Origin of the sequence: Pseudomonas sp. Q12-87 (assembly GCF_001269755.1) — a bacterium.
Classification (GTDB): domain Bacteria; phylum Pseudomonadota; class Gammaproteobacteria; order Pseudomonadales; family Pseudomonadaceae; genus Aquipseudomonas; species Aquipseudomonas fluorescens_S.
In genome coordinates this window covers 244,838-259,874 of record NZ_LHVI01000011.1, presented here as the reverse complement: position 1 = coordinate 259,874, position 15,037 = coordinate 244,838, and the positions used below count along the sequence as shown (strand labels likewise).

Annotated in this window: 15 protein-coding genes; 7 read left to right on the top strand and 8 right to left on the bottom strand. The window is 59.3% G+C overall.

Features of this window, described 5'->3' with window-relative positions; translation table 11 throughout:
• The first annotated feature begins 445 nt into the window (after window positions 1–445).
• On the top strand, window positions 446–1,789 hold the full coding sequence (gene pabB / locus AD663_RS07840) for an aminodeoxychorismate synthase component I (RefSeq protein WP_003179564.1): 1,344 nt from the start codon (window positions 446–448) through the stop codon (window positions 1,787–1,789).
• Between the two features lie 115 nt (window positions 1,790–1,904).
• Here the strand turns inward: pabB and thrH are convergent, their stop codons facing one another.
• Window positions 1,905–2,522 carry a bifunctional phosphoserine phosphatase/homoserine phosphotransferase ThrH gene (gene thrH, locus AD663_RS07835; protein ID WP_003179563.1) on the bottom strand — a complete coding sequence of 206 codons (618 nt, stop codon included), beginning with the start codon at window positions 2,520–2,522 and terminating at the stop codon, window positions 1,905–1,907.
• 171 nt (window positions 2,523–2,693) lie between these two features.
• Between thrH and AD663_RS07830 the strand changes: the two genes are divergently transcribed.
• The 3 genes from AD663_RS07830 (at window position 2,694) to AD663_RS07820 (ending at window position 6,203) form a co-directional block, all read left to right on the top strand.
• Window positions 2,694–3,437: a phosphoadenylyl-sulfate reductase gene (locus tag AD663_RS07830; protein WP_003179562.1), complete on the top strand. Its 744-nt coding sequence runs from the start codon at window positions 2,694–2,696 to the stop codon at window positions 3,435–3,437.
• Window positions 3,438–3,888: 451 nt separating this feature from the next.
• Window positions 3,889–5,415 (top strand): NCS1 family nucleobase:cation symporter-1, encoded by a 1,527-nt coding sequence (locus AD663_RS07825; protein WP_053213516.1) that lies wholly within the window; start codon window positions 3,889–3,891, stop codon window positions 5,413–5,415.
• A 59-nt stretch (window positions 5,416–5,474) separates the two neighbouring features.
• A complete protein-coding gene (locus AD663_RS07820; protein WP_003179559.1) occupies window positions 5,475–6,203 on the top strand; it encodes an aspartate/glutamate racemase family protein in 729 nt (242 codons plus the stop codon).
• Window positions 6,204–6,240: 37 nt separating this feature from the next.
• Here AD663_RS07820 and AD663_RS07815 read toward each other — a convergent pair whose 3' ends face one another.
• The gene (locus AD663_RS07815) at window positions 6,241–7,164 is read right to left on the bottom strand and encodes a LysR family transcriptional regulator (protein WP_053213515.1); all 924 of its coding nucleotides are present in this window, start codon (window positions 7,162–7,164) and stop codon (window positions 6,241–6,243) included.
• A 126-nt stretch (window positions 7,165–7,290) separates the two neighbouring features.
• On the opposite strand from AD663_RS07815, the gene AD663_RS07810 reads away from it, so the two are divergent.
• Window positions 7,291–8,037, top strand: coding sequence for a 3-oxoacyl-ACP reductase family protein (locus tag AD663_RS07810; RefSeq protein WP_003179557.1), 747 nt, complete (start codon window positions 7,291–7,293; stop codon window positions 8,035–8,037).
• An 82-nt stretch (window positions 8,038–8,119) separates the two neighbouring features.
• On the opposite strand, the gene AD663_RS07805 is transcribed toward AD663_RS07810, so the two are convergent.
• From AD663_RS07805 to AD663_RS07775, 6 genes are all read right to left on the bottom strand, one after another.
• A complete protein-coding gene (locus AD663_RS07805; protein ID WP_003179555.1) occupies window positions 8,120–8,815 on the bottom strand; it encodes an HAD-IA family hydrolase in 696 nt (231 codons plus the stop codon).
• Window positions 8,816–9,053: 238 nt separating this feature from the next.
• Complete coding sequence (locus AD663_RS07800) at window positions 9,054–9,437, bottom strand: hypothetical protein (RefSeq protein ID WP_003179553.1); 384 nt, start codon at window positions 9,435–9,437, stop codon at window positions 9,054–9,056.
• A gap of 91 nt (window positions 9,438–9,528) precedes the next feature.
• Window positions 9,529–9,735 carry a hypothetical protein gene (locus AD663_RS07795; protein ID WP_003179551.1) on the bottom strand — a complete coding sequence of 69 codons (207 nt, stop codon included), beginning with the start codon at window positions 9,733–9,735 and terminating at the stop codon, window positions 9,529–9,531.
• Between the two features lie 59 nt (window positions 9,736–9,794).
• The gene (locus tag AD663_RS07790; protein WP_053213514.1) at window positions 9,795–10,007 is read right to left on the bottom strand and encodes a hypothetical protein; all 213 of its coding nucleotides are present in this window, start codon (window positions 10,005–10,007) and stop codon (window positions 9,795–9,797) included.
• Window positions 10,008–10,184: 177 nt separating this feature from the next.
• Window positions 10,185–10,595 carry a glycine zipper domain-containing protein gene (locus tag AD663_RS07785; RefSeq protein ID WP_003179547.1) on the bottom strand — a complete coding sequence of 137 codons (411 nt, stop codon included), beginning with the start codon at window positions 10,593–10,595 and terminating at the stop codon, window positions 10,185–10,187.
• Between the two features lie 667 nt (window positions 10,596–11,262).
• Window positions 11,263–13,452, bottom strand: a complete 2,190-nt coding sequence (locus tag AD663_RS07775; RefSeq protein WP_003179542.1) for a response regulator — start codon at window positions 13,450–13,452, stop codon at window positions 11,263–11,265.
• Window positions 13,453–14,038: 586 nt separating this feature from the next.
• Here AD663_RS07775 and AD663_RS07770 point away from each other — a divergent pair.
• Together AD663_RS07770 and AD663_RS07765 are read left to right on the top strand one after the other, a co-directional pair.
• Window positions 14,039–14,299, top strand: coding sequence for a hypothetical protein (locus AD663_RS07770; protein ID WP_053213513.1), 261 nt, complete (start codon window positions 14,039–14,041; stop codon window positions 14,297–14,299).
• The gene (locus AD663_RS07765; RefSeq protein ID WP_003179526.1) at window positions 14,296–15,036 is read left to right on the top strand and encodes a Fic family protein; all 741 of its coding nucleotides are present in this window, start codon (window positions 14,296–14,298) and stop codon (window positions 15,034–15,036) included. Before AD663_RS07770 ends, AD663_RS07765 begins: the two co-directional genes overlap by 4 nt.
• The last annotated feature ends 1 nt before the right edge of the window (window position 15,037 follow it).

The window sequence follows — 15,037 nt, the reverse complement described above, 5'->3', positions numbered from 1 at the left end:
CAAAACGCTTTTGGTTCTTGCGCGCCATGGCAATTCCTCGCAGGATTGAATGACGCGCGCGGGGTACACGGTGGCGAAAGGATTCACTCTCTTATACGAGGTCACGGCCTGGCCGTGCCATCAACGACTCCACGCCGATACCGTGCAGGTCACTCTCCCTCTCGGGTGCTGACACACCAGTGCTGGTTACGGCCTTTGCCCCGCGCGCGTTCTTCCAATTTACGATGAACTGTTTGCTGCGCGACAGCGCAGCGTCGAAGACGCGGCGGGATCTCCCTCGCCACAAAGGTGTTCATATCCAGATCACTCGGGTAGCCACAAAGTGTTCATACCCAGATAGCTTCGATAGCCACGGATGTGCTCATCTCCGACATCCCTCTAGGAGCAAATCCTACAGAGGGATTACAATCGCTCCCCCGCCTGAACGGCTGACCCCCCCCCGCCCATGCCAACCTGCTCCGTACACCCGCTGCCCTACCACGCCAACCCCGCCGAATACTTTGCGGCGATCCGTCATGCCCCCGGTAGCGTGCTGCTCGACAGCGGCCGGCCAAGCGCCGAGCGCGGTCGCTACGACCTTCTCAGCGCCTGGCCCCTGGAGCAGCTGGCAGTGTTGCCGGACGAAAGCGGCGTCGCTTTCCTGCAACGCTTGCGCACTCAACTGACGCAACTGGGGCCCGCAGTCCTGCCAGACACAGTGCAATTACCCTTCGCCGGCGGCCTGATCGGCTACCTGAGCTACGACTTCGGCCGACACCTCGAAGCCCTGCCGTCCCACGCCAACGATGATCTGCAACTGCCCGATGCGCGTTTTGGCGTGTACGACTGGGCGCTGGTCAGCGATCACCAGGCCGGTACCAGTCAGTTGGTGTTCCATCCACATTGCGTCGAAAGCGAGCGCCAGCGGCTGGTCGAACTTTTCAGCCGGCCGACCACGGCCCTCGCCGGCGCCTTCAGCCTTGACGGGCCCATGGCACCCGACCTGAGTGCAGAAGACTATCGGCAGGCATTCGAGCGTATCCAGGCGTATATCCAGGCCGGAGACTGCTACCAGGTCAACTTCGCCCAGCGCTTTCGCGCCCCCTGCGATGGCGATGCCTGGATCGCGTACCAGGCGCTGCGGACGGCTTGCCCGACGCCGTTTTCCGGGTTCCAGAGCCTGCCGGAGGGCGGCGCCGTCCTGAGCCTGTCACCCGAACGTTTCGTCAGGGTCAGCGAAGGCCATGTCGAAACCCGACCGATCAAGGGCACCCGGCCTCGCGGCGCGACGCCCGGCGAAGATGCGGCCCACGCCGCCGAGCTGCTGGCCAGCCCCAAGGATCGCGCGGAAAACCTGATGATCGTCGACCTGTTGCGCAACGACCTTGGCCGCACCTGCCGTGTCGGTTCGGTGCGCGTGCCGGAATTGTTCAGCCTGGAAAGCTACCCGAACGTGCACCATCTGGTCAGCAGCGTGACCGGTGAACTGGCCGCCGAAAAGGACGCCCTGGACCTGATCGCCGGCAGTTTTCCCGGTGGCTCGATCACCGGCGCGCCGAAAATCCGTGCCATGCAGATCATCGACGAGCTCGAACCGACCCGCCGCGGACTGTATTGCGGCTCGTTGCTCTATCTGGACGTGCGCGGGGAAATGGACAGCTCCATCGCCATCCGCAGCCTGTTGGTCAAGGACGGGCAAGTGTGCTGCTGGGGCGGCGGCGGGATTGTCGCGGACTCGGATTGGCAGGCGGAGTATCAGGAGTCGATTACCAAGGTCAGGGTGTTGTTGGAGACCTTGCAGACCCTTTAGTTACCACACCATCTTCTGTGGGAGCGGGCTTGCTCGCGAATGCGGCGGGTCAGAAATGATGATGTTGACCGACACACTGAATTCGCGAGCAAGCCCGCTCCCACAGGGATAGTGGTTAAAGAGTCAGACTGCGGTTCGAAGCCTTGAGAAATTCCTGCTTCAACTCGGCAAAGCTATGCACGGCCGGGAATTGCGGGAATTCTTGAATCACATTGTCCGGTGCATGAAACAGAATCCCGGCGTCGGCTTCACCCAACATCGTGGTGTCGTTGTAGGAGTCCCCCGCCGCAATCACCCGGTAATACAGGCTCTTGAAGGCCAGGACCGACTGGCGTTTGGGATCTTTCTGACGCAACTGGTAGCCGGTCACGCGCCCGCCATCATCGGTAATCAGGCGATGGCAGAGCAATGTCGGGAAACCCAACTGGCGCATCAATGGCTGGGAAAATTCGTAGAACGTGTCGGACAGGATCACCACCTGGAAACGCTCGCGCAGCCAGTCGACGAACTCGATGGCGCCCTCCAGTGGCTTGAGGGTGGCGATGACTTCCTGGATATCGGACAGCTTGAGGCCGTGTTCGTCGAGGATGCGCAACCGTTGCTTCATCAGCACGTCGTAGTCGGGGATGTCCCGAGTGGTTGCCCTGAGGGATTCAATCCCGGTTTTTTCAGCGAAGGCGATCCAGATCTCCGGGACCAGCACACCCTCCAGGTCGAGACAGGCAATTTCCACAAGACACTCCCATTATTTGATGTTTATCGGTTGAGCGAACAAAAGGCCTGACGACTCTAGCCATTCGCCAGTGCCCGCGCAACGCACAGGAGCGCGCCAGCCTCGACAGCTTTTGTTACCATCAGCCCCATATAGAGCGCCCAGCGCCACCGACCTGTAGGAAACCGCCTGATGAGCCCATCGTTTGATGTCGTGGAACTCGCCACGACCTATGCCAACAAGTCCCCGCAGGACATCCTCAAGCTGGCCTTTGCCGAATTCGGCGATGACCTGTGGATATCTTTCAGCGGCGCCGAAGACGTGGTGCTGGTGGACATGGCCTGGAAACTGAACAAGAACGTCAAGGTGTTCAGCCTCGACACCGGTCGCCTGCACCCCGAGACCTATCGTTTCATTGATCAGGTGCGCGAGCACTACAAGATCGACATCGAACTGGTCTCGCCGGACCACACGAAACTCGACCCATTCGTAAAGGAAAAAGGCCTGTTCAGCTTCTATAAGGACGGCCACGGTGAGTGCTGCGGCATTCGCAAGATCGAGCCGTTGCGCCGCAAACTGACCGATGTTTACGCCTGGGCCACCGGCCAGCGTCGCGATCAGAGCCCTGGCACCCGCAGCCAGGTGGCGGTATTGGAAATCGACACGGCGTTTTCCACCCCGGAGCGCACCCTGTACAAATTCAACCCGCTGTCGCAGATGACCAGCGAAGAAGTCTGGGGCTACATCCGCATGCTGGAGCTGCCTTACAACAGCCTGCATGAGCGCGGCTTCATCAGCATCGGCTGCGAGCCCTGCACCCGTCCGGTGCTGCCGAACCAGCACGAGCGCGAAGGCCGCTGGTGGTGGGAAGAAGCCACGCAGAAGGAATGCGGCCTGCACGCCGGGAATATCATCGCCAAATCCAAAGCGCTGTAACTCTCACCTGACCCTGTACACAAAAATGTCACCACCGGTGCCATTTTTGTGTGCACTCATTTAAACAATGCGCTGAAAAGTTACACCATCCCGCCTCCCTCGCATGCCTCCTTTCTTTGTCGCCATCGGCTTAAAAAATAAATACCTGTTCAAACGGTCAATTTATAAACGCTAGATTTCAATGAGTTATTGGATTTCAATAACCGAAGGAAATTAACAGCTGTTTAGTTAGATCGTCGGATGGCATGGATATGGCTAGAGTCGACGAGTGTTTTGTATACAAAACTCATAAAATATACACACACTTTAGATCCGCTAGCCTGAAGCGCCCTATCCCGTACAGGCTGCAGATGCCCCATAACCAATGATGCTCGCCCGCCGCGACGAAGATATGTCGAGCCCCGCGCTCATGCACAGTCATCGCTGCGCCGAGAATCAGGAGCCTGCCGGAATGCGTACAAGTCTTTCTAACAATATCGCGCTGGATCTGCCCTCCTCCACCACTGCCCTTGACGATCAAAGCGCCTCCCTGGCGTTGAGTCCGAGGCTGCACAACAAGGACCTTGCGCCGACCAAGGCCGAAGGTCGCCGTTGGGGTCGCTACAGCATCTTCGCCCTGTGGACCAACGATGTGCATAACATCGCCAATTACTCCTTCGCCATCGGCTTGTATGCCCTGGGGCTGGGCGGCTGGCAGATCTTGCTGTCCTTGGGAATCGGCGCGGCTTTGGTGTATGGCTTCATGAACCTGTCCGGCTACATGGGGCAGAAAACCGGCGTACCGTTTCCGGTGATCAGCCGCATCAGCTTTGGCATTCACGGCGCACAGATTCCCGCGCTGATCAGGGCAGTCATCGCCATCGCCTGGTTCGGTATCCAGACGTACCTGGCGTCGGTGGTTTTCCGCGTGTTGCTCGTGGCGATCCATCCCGGCTTCGCCGATTACGATCACGACTCGATCCTCGGCCTGTCGAGCCTGGGTTGGGTGTGTTTCGTGGCGATCTGGTTCGTGCAGCTGATAATCCTGGCCTACGGCATGGAGACGGTGCGCCGCTATGAAGGCTTTGCCGGGCCGGTCATTCTGGTGACGGTCGCCGCACTGGCCGGCTGGATGTACACCCAAGCCGGAGCAACCATTGCCTGGTCGATCCGCGAGCCGCTGACCGGCGGCGAGATGTGGCGCAATATTTTCGCCGGCGGGGCCTTGTGGCTGTCGATCTACGGCACCTTGATTCTCAACTTCTGTGATTTCGCTCGCTCATCGCCGTGCCGTCGAACCATCATCGTCGGAAATTTCTGGGGCCTGCCGGTGAATATTCTGGTTTTCGCCACCATTACCATCCTGCTGTGCGGTGCGCAGTTCCAGATCAACGGCCAAATCATCGAAAGCCCGACGCAAGTCATCGCCTCGATCCCCAACACGTTCTTCCTCGTGCTCGGTTGCCTGGCGTTTCTGATTGTCACCGTCGCGGTGAACATCATGGCCAACTTCGTTGCACCGGCCTTCGTGCTCAGCAACCTGGCGCCCAAGTACCTGACCTTCCGCCGCGCCGGGCTGATCAGCGCCGCCATTGCGGTGCTGATCCTGCCGTGGAACCTGTACAACAGCCCGCTGGTGATCGTGTATTTCCTGTCCGGCCTCGGTGCCCTGCTCGGGCCGCTGTATGGCGTGATCATGGTCGATTACTGGCTGGTGCGAAAAGGCCGCATCAACGTGCCGCAACTGTATAGCGAGGCCCCAAACGGTGCGTATTTCTACAGTAACGGCGTGAACCTGCGCGCGGTGGCGGCGTTTATTCCGGCCGCGCTGATCGCGATTATCCTGGCGTTGGTGCCCGGCTTCGACAGTATTTCACCTTTCTCCTGGTTGATTGGCGCTTCGATTGCAGGGCTGCTGTACCTGATCATCGCCAAGCGCCAGCCGTATTACGAAGACGTCAGCGGCGAGTCCATCGCTGTGGATAACGTCAGCCATTAATCGCTCAAGTGGCCCAACTGGTTCGGGCCGCATTCTTTACCCGTTAAGGAGGACAGCTCATGCGAATTCTCGTGGTCAACGTCAACACCACCGAATCCATTACCCAAGCCATCGCCCGACAAGCCCAGGCCGTGGCTGCACCGGGCACCGAAATCGTCGGGCTCACGCCATATTTCGGGGCCGATTCCATCGAGGGCAACTTTGAAAGCTACCTGGCGGCCATTGCGGTCATGGACCGGGTGATGTCCTACGACCAGCCGTTCGATGCGGTGATCCAGGCAGGTTATGGCGAACACGGGCGCGAAGGTTTGCAGGAACTGTTGAACGTACCGGTCGTGGATATCACGGATGCCGGCGCCAGCACTGCGATGTTCCTCGGTCACGCTTATTCGGTGGTCACCACCCTGGACCGCACCGTGCCGCTGATCGAAGATCGCCTCAAGCTCTCCGGCCTGTTCGACCGTTGCGCCTCGGTACGGGCCAGTGGCCTGGCGGTGCTGGAACTCGAACAGGATCCGCAACGGGCAGTGGAAGCCATCGTGCATCAGGCCGAATTGGCGGTCAGTCAGGACAAGGCCGAAGTAATCTGCCTGGGCTGCGGCGGCATGGCCGGGCTCGATGAGCAGATCCGCCAGCGCACCGGAGTGCCGGTGGTCGATGGGGTGACTGCGGCGGTGACCATTGCCGAATCCCTCGTGAGGCTGGGATTGTCGACGTCGAAAGTGCGCACTTATGCGACACCTCGGCCCAAGACCATCATTGGCTGGCCGGGGCGGTTTGGGCGCTGAGTTTCACTTTGCAGGCCAACCCGGTCCAGAGCCCAACTCAAACCGCACTGAACCGCCGCGCCAAGCCCTGTTCAGCAAACTGCTCGATGATGAAATCCACGAACGCCCGGGTCTTGCCTGGCAACAGTTTGTGCTCGGCGTAGTAGATGGAGATATTGCCATCATCCACGTACCAGTCCGGCAGCACCCGCTGCAGCGCCCCGGACTCCAGGAAGGGAACGGCAATCGGCATGCTCACCAGGCCGATGCCCAACCCTTGCGCCGCGGCGGCGCAGTCGGCTTCCGAATCGCTCATGGTCATGCGCGTCTTGAGCGTCAGCGGGCTGTGTTCCAGATCGCGACTGGTCAGTTGCCAGGAACGGACGCGCCCGGTCTGGGGCGAGCGGATCAGGATGCCCTGATGCTGTGACAGATCTTCCGGCCCTGTCACCGCCGGATGGGTTTTCAGGTAGTCCGTCGAGGCGACCAGCACCCGATGGGCCACCGTCAATTTGCGCGCCACCACGCCTTGAGGCAGGTCGAAACCGCCACCGATGGCCGCATCGAAACCCTGGCCGATCAGGTCCACCTGGCGATTATCGAAATGCCAGTCCGGATTGATCGCCGGGAAGCGCTGCAAGAATTTTCCCAGCAACGGCACGACATACAGCCGCCCAAACGCTGTGCCCATGCTCACCTTCAGCGTCCCCGCTGGTTGCCCACCGGCGCTGGCCAGGTTGGCGACGGCGTTCTGGATGGTATTGAAACTGCTACTGACTTCGCTCAAAAACAACTGGCCCGCTTCCGTCAGCGTCAAGCTGCGGGTGCTACGCTGGAACAGGCGCACGCCCATGCGAGCCTCAAGCTTGGCAACGCTTTTACCCACCGCAGCCGGGGTTACGCTCAGGCGTCGTGCGGCCTCGGCAAAACTGCCGACTTCAGCGCTGCGCACAAAGCATTCGATACTGTTGAAGGTTTCCATAAAGACCATTCTAAACTTTTGGTTTACACAGACTGTATCAATAAGCGTCTACACAGCCGAGAACCAATTGCCGATACTCCGTCCATCAACTGCGGCAATCTCGCCGCGGCACGTTTGGAGAACACCATGAGCACTCAAACATTAAGCGGTAAAGTTGCACTGATCCAAGGCGGTTCCCGCGGCATCGGCGCCGCCATCGTCAAGCGCCTCGCCGCAGAAGGCGCAGCGGTGGCCTTCACTTACGTCAGCTCCGCCGCCAAGTCTGAAGAATTGCAGAACAGCATCACCGCGACGGGCGGCAAGGCCCTGGCGATCAAGGCCGACAGCGCCGACGCCGACGCCATCCGCAACGCCGTCGCAGCTACCGTCGAGGCCTTTGGCCGGGTGGACATCCTGGTCAATAACGCGGGCGTGCTGGCAATGGCACCGCTGGATGAATTCAAGCTTGAAGACTTCGACCAGACCTTGGCGATCAACGTGCGCAGCGTCTTCATCGCCACCCAGGCCGCGGCCCGCCACATGGGCGAAGGTGGTCGAGTCATCAATATCGGCAGCACCAACGCCGATCGCATGCCCTTCGCCGGCGGTGGCCCCTACGCCATGAGCAAAGCTGCGTTGGTGGGCCTGACCAAAGGCCTGGCCCGCGACCTGGGCCCGCGCGGCATCACCGTCAACAATGTGCAGCCGGGCCCGGTGGACACCGACATGAACCCGGCCGACAGCGACTTCGCCTCCAGCCTGATGGGGCTCATGGCTATTGGACGCTACGGCAAGGTTGATGAAATCGCCAGCTTCGTCGCGTACCTGGCAGGGCCGGAAGCCGGCTATATCACCGGTGCCAGCCTGACCATCGACGGTGGTTTCGGCGCCTGATCCCGGCATGAAAAAGTCGGGTCACAGGGTCAACCCTGTGACGAGGGCGCTTGGTCCCGCAGGGCTGCACAGCAGCCCTTTTTCATGCCCACTCCAATTCCGGCAAGCCACAAAGGCCTGGCTGGAACATTTTCAGCGAACGGATGATGTTGTCGGCATGGGCATATTTTTCGTCAGCCATGGCCGGGTCCGGAATGGCGATGGCGGTCATGCCGGCAGCTTTCGCGGCCGTTACGCCGAACGGCGAGTCTTCGAACACCAGGCAATCGCGAGGCGCAACGCCCAGGCGCCGCGCAGCGGTAAGGAAGATGTCCGGCGCCGGCTTCGCCGCAGTGACTTCAGGGTCGTCCGCCGTCACGATGAAATCGAACAGTGCGAACCAGTCCCGGTGCAACGTGGTTTTAAGCGCAAACGACTGGCTCGACGAACTGGTCCCCACCGCTATCGGAACGCCGCTGGCCTTCAAGTGCCGCACCAGTTCTTCGGCGCCCGGCATCGCTAGCGCACGGGGAAAACGCTCGCGCATCAGCGGTTCACGTATGACCAGGAATTCCTCCGGCGTAATTGGCAGCTCCAGGGCCTGGACCACATATCGAGCCAGATCCCCGGCGCCGCGACCGATGATGTTCTGCTTGACGCTCCAGTCGAAGGTGCGACCGTAGCGCTCAGCGATGATCGAGGTGACCTCGGTATAGATGCCTTCGGTGTCCAGCAACAAGCCATCCATGTCGAAAATCACAGCCTTGATCGGGCCCAACTCTTTCAATGGTGCATTCATCGCATCTGATCCGTTATCAACACAACATTCCAGGAATGGCTCAGGTACGACCCGGGCATCTGTTTGCCTTAAAGGATTCAGCAGAATAGCGAGAGGGGGTTGGGACAGGCAATGGAAAATCGTTGGGCGGCTTGATTGGTGGGGCGAGGAAGCTGTTTTTTTGAGCAATGCTCCAGGGGAGTGCTTCGCCCTCCAGCGGGAGCGAACTCCCTCGCCACTTCAATGGGTCTGATTAAAGTTATTGGCCGGAACCGCCAGAGCCACCCGAGCCCGAACCGCCGCCGCTTGAGCCACCGCCGCTGTCGCTGGTTCCAGTGCCACCGTTGGTCGCCCCCCCAGCCGGGGCGCCGCCCATCGTGCTACCGCCACTGGTCGAACCGGTGCCTGTGCCCGGATTGGTGCTGCTGCCACTCGCATCGCCACCGTTACCACCCTGCACTGAACCTGGGGGCAAGGCGTTGCCGCTGGTGTCGGAGGTGGAACCGGCGTCCATCTGGGTTGAAGGCGGCATCCCGCCTTTGTCCACCGGCGGCGTGCTGTTTGAAGATTGTGCGAAAACAGCCATCGAACTGACCGACAAAATCCCGGCCAGTGTCAGTGCTGTGAGGTTGGGTTTCATCATGGTGAGTCTCCTTTTCAAGGTACCTACCTGATGTGTGGCAAGCCTCGCTGGCCGATGGTGCCCCTCAATCGACAGGCGGCAACGCTGATGATCAACTCGGCTTACCGGACGCATCGTCCCCGGCAATGTCCGGATCATCCGGGGTCGCCTCGATATCCTCATCGTTCTCATTGGGTACCTGCTCCACACCGGCATCGTCATCGGGGGGAAGCTGGTCGCGACTCAGCGGGTTGGTCGGTGAGGGAAGCGGGTATTCCGGGGTTTCTTCGTCTTCGGGTGCATGGGTTCCAGCTGTCATGACAGTCTCCTGATGTGCCTACATGAACAGAGCAGCAGAGGGTGTCAGCCTTGTCTTGCTCAATCGTAGGATTCGTCCTCGTCCTCAACCTCGGTTTGCCCGACGTCTGCCGCCTCATCGGCGTCGTTCAGGGGAACCTGGGCATCGTCCATCAAGGAACCCGGATCCTCGTTGCCCGGGTCGTTGGGGCCAGGATCGGCGGGGCCAGGGTCATTGACGAAAGGAACACCCGTGGGGCCTTTCTCTTCCTTGCCTTCGGTTTCCGGCGTCATGGCACACCTCGCGTTGCTGATGGATGTATGAATTCGAGGCGGGGAAACCGTAAACGTTCCAGCTAAATGCCGAAGAACAAAGAACTCTACAAACGTGATATACGGGTGCTCGCCGCTATGGCGCGCAATAAACGAAAAACCCGGCACGAGGCCGGGTCTTTTCATTCAAGCATCGGCTTAACGATGCTTTCTCTTGTGCTTGTGCTTCTTGCCGCCGGAGTGGCTGTCGTTGTCATTGGACAGGTTGCTGCCCAACGCGCCGCCCGCTGCGCCGCCAACGCCTGCGCCGATGGTGGAGCCGGTGGAGCCGCCCAGACGGTTACCGACAATCGAACCACCTGCCGAACCCAGGCCGCCACCGATGGCCGCTTCCGTACGGCTGCCCTTGCGTGCCCCTACCGCGCTGCCGGCAGCACCGCCGACACCCGCGCCAATCGCAGCGCCTGTGCTGCCGCCCATTTGCTGGCCGACCACATTACCCAACACACCGCCCAGACCACCGCCGACCGCAGCGGTTCCGTCGCCGGCAGCCATCGCGCCCTGGGCAATCAACAACCCAAGTACCAAGGTGGACAAAGTCAAACGCATGATAGAAACCTCAAGAATGCCGCATTGGGGAAAAATGGCCAGTGCGCGCGGGCGCGAGTCTACGCCAAACGGCGTCAGCCATGACGGTTGGACAGCGAATAGGCGTTTTATTTTATGACAGGCAAAAAAAAGCCCGCTGGGGAAACGGGCAGGTACTGCTTTCTAACGGATGAGCTCAGACTACGTGCCGGCTTGTGAAAGAAACGTGAAAGACACCACCGTCTGAAAAAAGATGAAAAATATTTACGATCCATCCGCGTATCCGCCCGGATCCGGTCGAAAAAAAGCCCCGCTCAGTGACGGGGCTGCGCTTGCTGTACTTGCACATTATTTGCGGACCGGAACCCGGGGTAAAAACTTGGCTTTTTCCCCGCGCGACACTTTGGGTACCTTCGTCCTGATGGACTTGATCGGCTCGTCACCAAAGTCTGACCGGTAGGCCGACTGACCGCATTGCAACCCTTCGTTGATCGGATACGCGGCTCCGTTTTCCTCGCTGTACGGTGCTCCCATCGCTATTCCCCTATCGCCGAGGCCCATACCGGCAACAACCGATTGCCTGGAAATATCGGCCTTCACGAACTGAGACTAGCCGGTCATCAACAGACTGCCCGTTCAACAGACCCCAGCCCGACGAATGGAAGCCACTGTTTCAGAAAGGAAACACTCAATCAGAGCCCAATATCGTCCGGCTCAACACCCGCGAAACCTGATCAGCCGAATAAGGTTTGGACAAGAATTCAAAACCTTCATGGCCATTGCGGGCCAGCTCTTCGCTGTAGCCCGACGTCAGCACCACCGGCAGGTCCGCCCGGCGCTGGCGTAACTCCCTGGCCAGGGCGATACCGCTGATGCCCGGCATCACGACATCAGAAAATATCGCATCAAAGGCCATCGCATCCGGCCCGACCATTTCCAGCGCCTCTTCGGCATTGGTCGCCCAGGCCGTTTCATAGCCCAGGTCCTGGAGGATCTGGTTGGCAAAACGTCCCACCTCCAAATTGTCCTCCACGACCAACACCCGCCGCTTGCCCTTTTCCAGCACCAAGTGCGTGGTTTCTTCGGTGCCCGGCTCATGGATTTCCTCAGCCTCGACCTCCGGCAGGTACAAGGTGAACACTGTCCCCTCTCCCACCACGGTCGAAACATCGACATTGCCGCCGGACTGCTTGGCAAAACCGAAAACCTGGGACAGCCCCAATCCCGTGCCCTTGCCCACTTCCTTGGTGGTGAAAAAAGGCTCGAAGATGTGCTCCAGCACCTGCGAATCGATACCCGTGCCGGTGTCCGCCAACACAATGGCGGCGAAGGCCTGCCGGGCCCCGGCATGACCGCGAATCGGCGGCAGGCCATCACCGCACTGAAGCCGAAGCCATAACGTGCCCTGTCCGTTCATGGCATCACGGGCATTCAGGGCCATGTTGATCAGGGCCGTTTCGAACTGGCTCAAATCCGCGCGGATGTAACAAGGTCGGCCGCACAATTCGACGACCACCTCGATCCGCGCTCCCGTAACGGTTTGCAGCATGTCCCCCAGGCTCTGCACCTGCTTACCCACTTCGAAGACTTCCGGTTTCAGCGGCTGGCGCCGGGCAAACGCCAACAACTGGCTGGTCAGCTTGGCGGCGCGCTCCACCGTCTCGGAAACCGCCGTCATGTAGCGCTGCCGGCGCTCGTCGGAAAGATTGGGCATGCGTAAAAAATCGACCGAAGAGCGGATGATCGTCAGCAGATTATTGAAGTCATGGGCCACGCCGCCAGTGAGCTGACCGATGGCTTCAAGCTTTTGCGACTGGCGCAGCGCCGCTTCCGTCTGCTTCAGCCGTGTGGTGCGCTCCTCGACCCGCTCCTCCAGCGTCGCGTTCAGTTCGGCCAGGGCCGCCAGGCCTTCGCGGACTGCCGCGTCCGCCCGGGTACGCTCGATGTGGGCCCAGGATCGCTCCGTGACTTCCAGCAACAACGCCAGATCATTGGATGACCAGACCCTCGGCGTTTTGTCGTGGATCGCCATCAGTGCGGTCAAACGCCCGTTTTTGATCAGCGGGACACAAATTGTCGCCGCGATGCCAATCGCCTGGAACGTCGCGGCTTCCTCGGGCGCCAACTCCGCGAGGTTGTCGTTGACCACCAACGGTTTACCGGCCCGCAGGTTGGCCACCGCCAGCCGACCGAAATCGGCCAGCCGGTAGTGCCCGATGATACTGGGGGAGCCGACCCTGGCCCAATCGCCGCGAATCGTGAAGCCATCCTCGTCCTCATCCATGTCTGCATAGGCGCAGTTGGACAGGTTCAGGTGTGCCGCCAGGATTCGCGTGGTGGTCGCCATGATCGCCAACGGGTCGGTAGCGGTCGCCACGGCATTGCCGATGGCATCGAGCACTGCCAGGCGCTGGGTCATGAACACCGTCGAGGTGGTTTCGGTGACAGTGTCCAGCATGCCCACGACCTTGCCGAACTGGTCGCGAATCGGGCTGTAGCAGAAGGTGAAATACGCCTGTTCCGGGCCGCCGCCACGTTCGATGACCAGGGGAAAGTTTTCGATGTAGGTTGCTTGCCCGTTGAATGCTTCCTGCACAATCGGACCGATGTCGCTCCAAGCCTCCTGCCAGACCTCATTAAACGGCCGGCCCAACGCCTCGGGCTTATTGCCGAGGATTGGCAGAAACGCATCGTTGTACAACGTGGTCAGCTCCGGCCCCCACACAATCGCCTGGGGAAAATGGGAAGCAAGGCTCAGCGCCACGGTGGTTTTCAACACATCGGGCCACTCTTTCGGCTGCCCGAGCGGGGTAGCGTTCCAGTCATGGCGGCGGACCCGCTCGGCCATTTCTCCGTAGCTCTGGAGCCAGTCTGTCATGCGATCGATCCTTCTGCCGCCAAAACAATCAGGGGAAAAGCTTGTGACCTCAAGCCAGGCCGTATTATCCCGCGCTTGATGGGAATACGCGATTGGATTGTGGGATGCGTCCGTCTGCAAATGGGGGCGAAAAGCAGAAAAGGGAGGTTGGGCTACAGAAATGTCGTACACATCATTGGGAGCTGCATCCCGCTGCGTGATGGGGGTGACGTGATGGATGTAATTGCCCGACGATTGGATGCGGCACCGGCAGGTTCCACGCTATAAACCTGCCCGCCAAATAAGCCTGCCAACCGACAATCTGTGGCGAGGGAGCTTGCTCCCGCTGGGCTGCGCAGCGGCCCCTTTTGTGAGCGCTTCGCACTGGAGCGCCAGCCCGGTCAAGCGGGAGCAAGCTCCTTCGCGACGGGCTCATCGGTATCTTAAGAACACAGAGTTACGACGGTACCACGACATTTTGAAACGCCAGGGCCACTGATCTATACAGCACACCACGGACGTCGTTTTACCCATAGCCCGTGCATAGCCCGTGGAGACAGAAAAACAGCCTCATGCTATGGTTTGGTCGTAAGTAGAGGACTTTCCAATGACCCAAACAGCTACTGCTAGCGTTGCGACTCAGGTCCGAAAGCTTGCAAAAGCCCACAATATCACTGCTGAACTTGACGGTATGAGCCGTATGGCTGCGACCATCACTCGTCTGGCTGGGGATGTCGTCGAGCTGGATGGCATCGAACAGTTGCTCGTCAATCTCAAGAGAAAGGGCGTCCTGAGTAAATCACAGATCCTGACACTCCAAGGCGAGTACCTTCAGGAGAAAAGACGCGCCAAGAAACGTAGCGCATGAGTTTTGATCCGTTCGGTGATTTCGAAACCGCAGGGTATCTTCAAAATTCATTACGACTGAAAGATCCTATTGAGGTAAAAGAATCTGAGCATCTTTCCTTCGAGGCAAGTATCGAAGATGCTCTTGCTTATCTAGCGAAAAGGAGACCCATTACCTTCCAGACGGTGCTCAAAGTTCACAAGATTTTATTTTCTGGCTTTTATCCTTGGGCGGGGAAAGATCGAAACGAGCTAGTACCTCACCTGGCCGTCTTCAAAGGATTCCATAACGACCCCCGCAGTACAGCTTTCGAGCGCCCGGAACTCATCAAGAGGTCTGTCGATTATGCACTTCAACTGGCGGCCGATAAGAAACACTTCAGAGAGCATCCTGGTGAGGTGATGGGTCAACTGGCTTTCGCGCACCCCTTTCTTGACGGCAATGGACGTACGATTCTATTAGTCTTCATAGAGCTCTGTTATCGAGCCAAGTTCGCTATCGATTGGTCAAAAACAAACAAAGACGATTACCTACGAGCGCTCAGCGATGAGATCCGAGAGCCTGGCCAAGGGCATCTTGACAACTACCTGAAACCATTCAGAGTAGCCATATCCAGCCGTGACGAGTGGCCGGAAACCATCAGTGGCATCAGAGGCCTAGATGGGCTGGACAAAGAAGACATCACGTACGAAAGCTTGGACAACCCAGAAGTCCAGAAAATGTATAAAACACACAGGGTAAAGCCTCTCGACCTTTAGC

Coding starts and splice junctions, on each gene's coding strand:
- AD663_RS07810 (WP_003179557.1), top strand. CDS start 7,291: ATGAGCACTCAAACATTAAGCGGTAAAGTTGCACTGATCCAAGGCGGT.
- AD663_RS07805 (WP_003179555.1), bottom strand. CDS start 8,815: ATGAATGCACCATTGAAAGAGTTGGGCCCGATCAAGGCTGTGATTTTC.
- AD663_RS07795 (WP_003179551.1), bottom strand. CDS start 9,735: ATGACAGCTGGAACCCATGCACCCGAAGACGAAGAAACCCCGGAATAC.
- AD663_RS07770 (WP_053213513.1), top strand. CDS start 14,039: ATGACCCAAACAGCTACTGCTAGCGTTGCGACTCAGGTCCGAAAGCTT.
- AD663_RS07825 (WP_053213516.1), top strand. CDS start 3,889: ATGCGTACAAGTCTTTCTAACAATATCGCGCTGGATCTGCCCTCCTCC.
- AD663_RS07775 (WP_003179542.1), bottom strand. CDS start 13,452: ATGACAGACTGGCTCCAGAGCTACGGAGAAATGGCCGAGCGGGTCCGC.
- AD663_RS07820 (WP_003179559.1), top strand. CDS start 5,475: ATGCGAATTCTCGTGGTCAACGTCAACACCACCGAATCCATTACCCAA.
- AD663_RS07800 (WP_003179553.1), bottom strand. CDS start 9,437: ATGATGAAACCCAACCTCACAGCACTGACACTGGCCGGGATTTTGTCG.
- AD663_RS07765 (WP_003179526.1), top strand. CDS start 14,296: ATGAGTTTTGATCCGTTCGGTGATTTCGAAACCGCAGGGTATCTTCAA.
- AD663_RS07830 (WP_003179562.1), top strand. CDS start 2,694: ATGAGCCCATCGTTTGATGTCGTGGAACTCGCCACGACCTATGCCAAC.
- AD663_RS07790 (WP_053213514.1), bottom strand. CDS start 10,007: ATGACGCCGGAAACCGAAGGCAAGGAAGAGAAAGGCCCCACGGGTGTT.
- AD663_RS07815 (WP_053213515.1), bottom strand. CDS start 7,164: ATGGAAACCTTCAACAGTATCGAATGCTTTGTGCGCAGCGCTGAAGTC.
- AD663_RS07785 (WP_003179547.1), bottom strand. CDS start 10,595: ATGCGTTTGACTTTGTCCACCTTGGTACTTGGGTTGTTGATTGCCCAG.
- pabB (WP_003179564.1), top strand. CDS start 446: ATGCCAACCTGCTCCGTACACCCGCTGCCCTACCACGCCAACCCCGCC.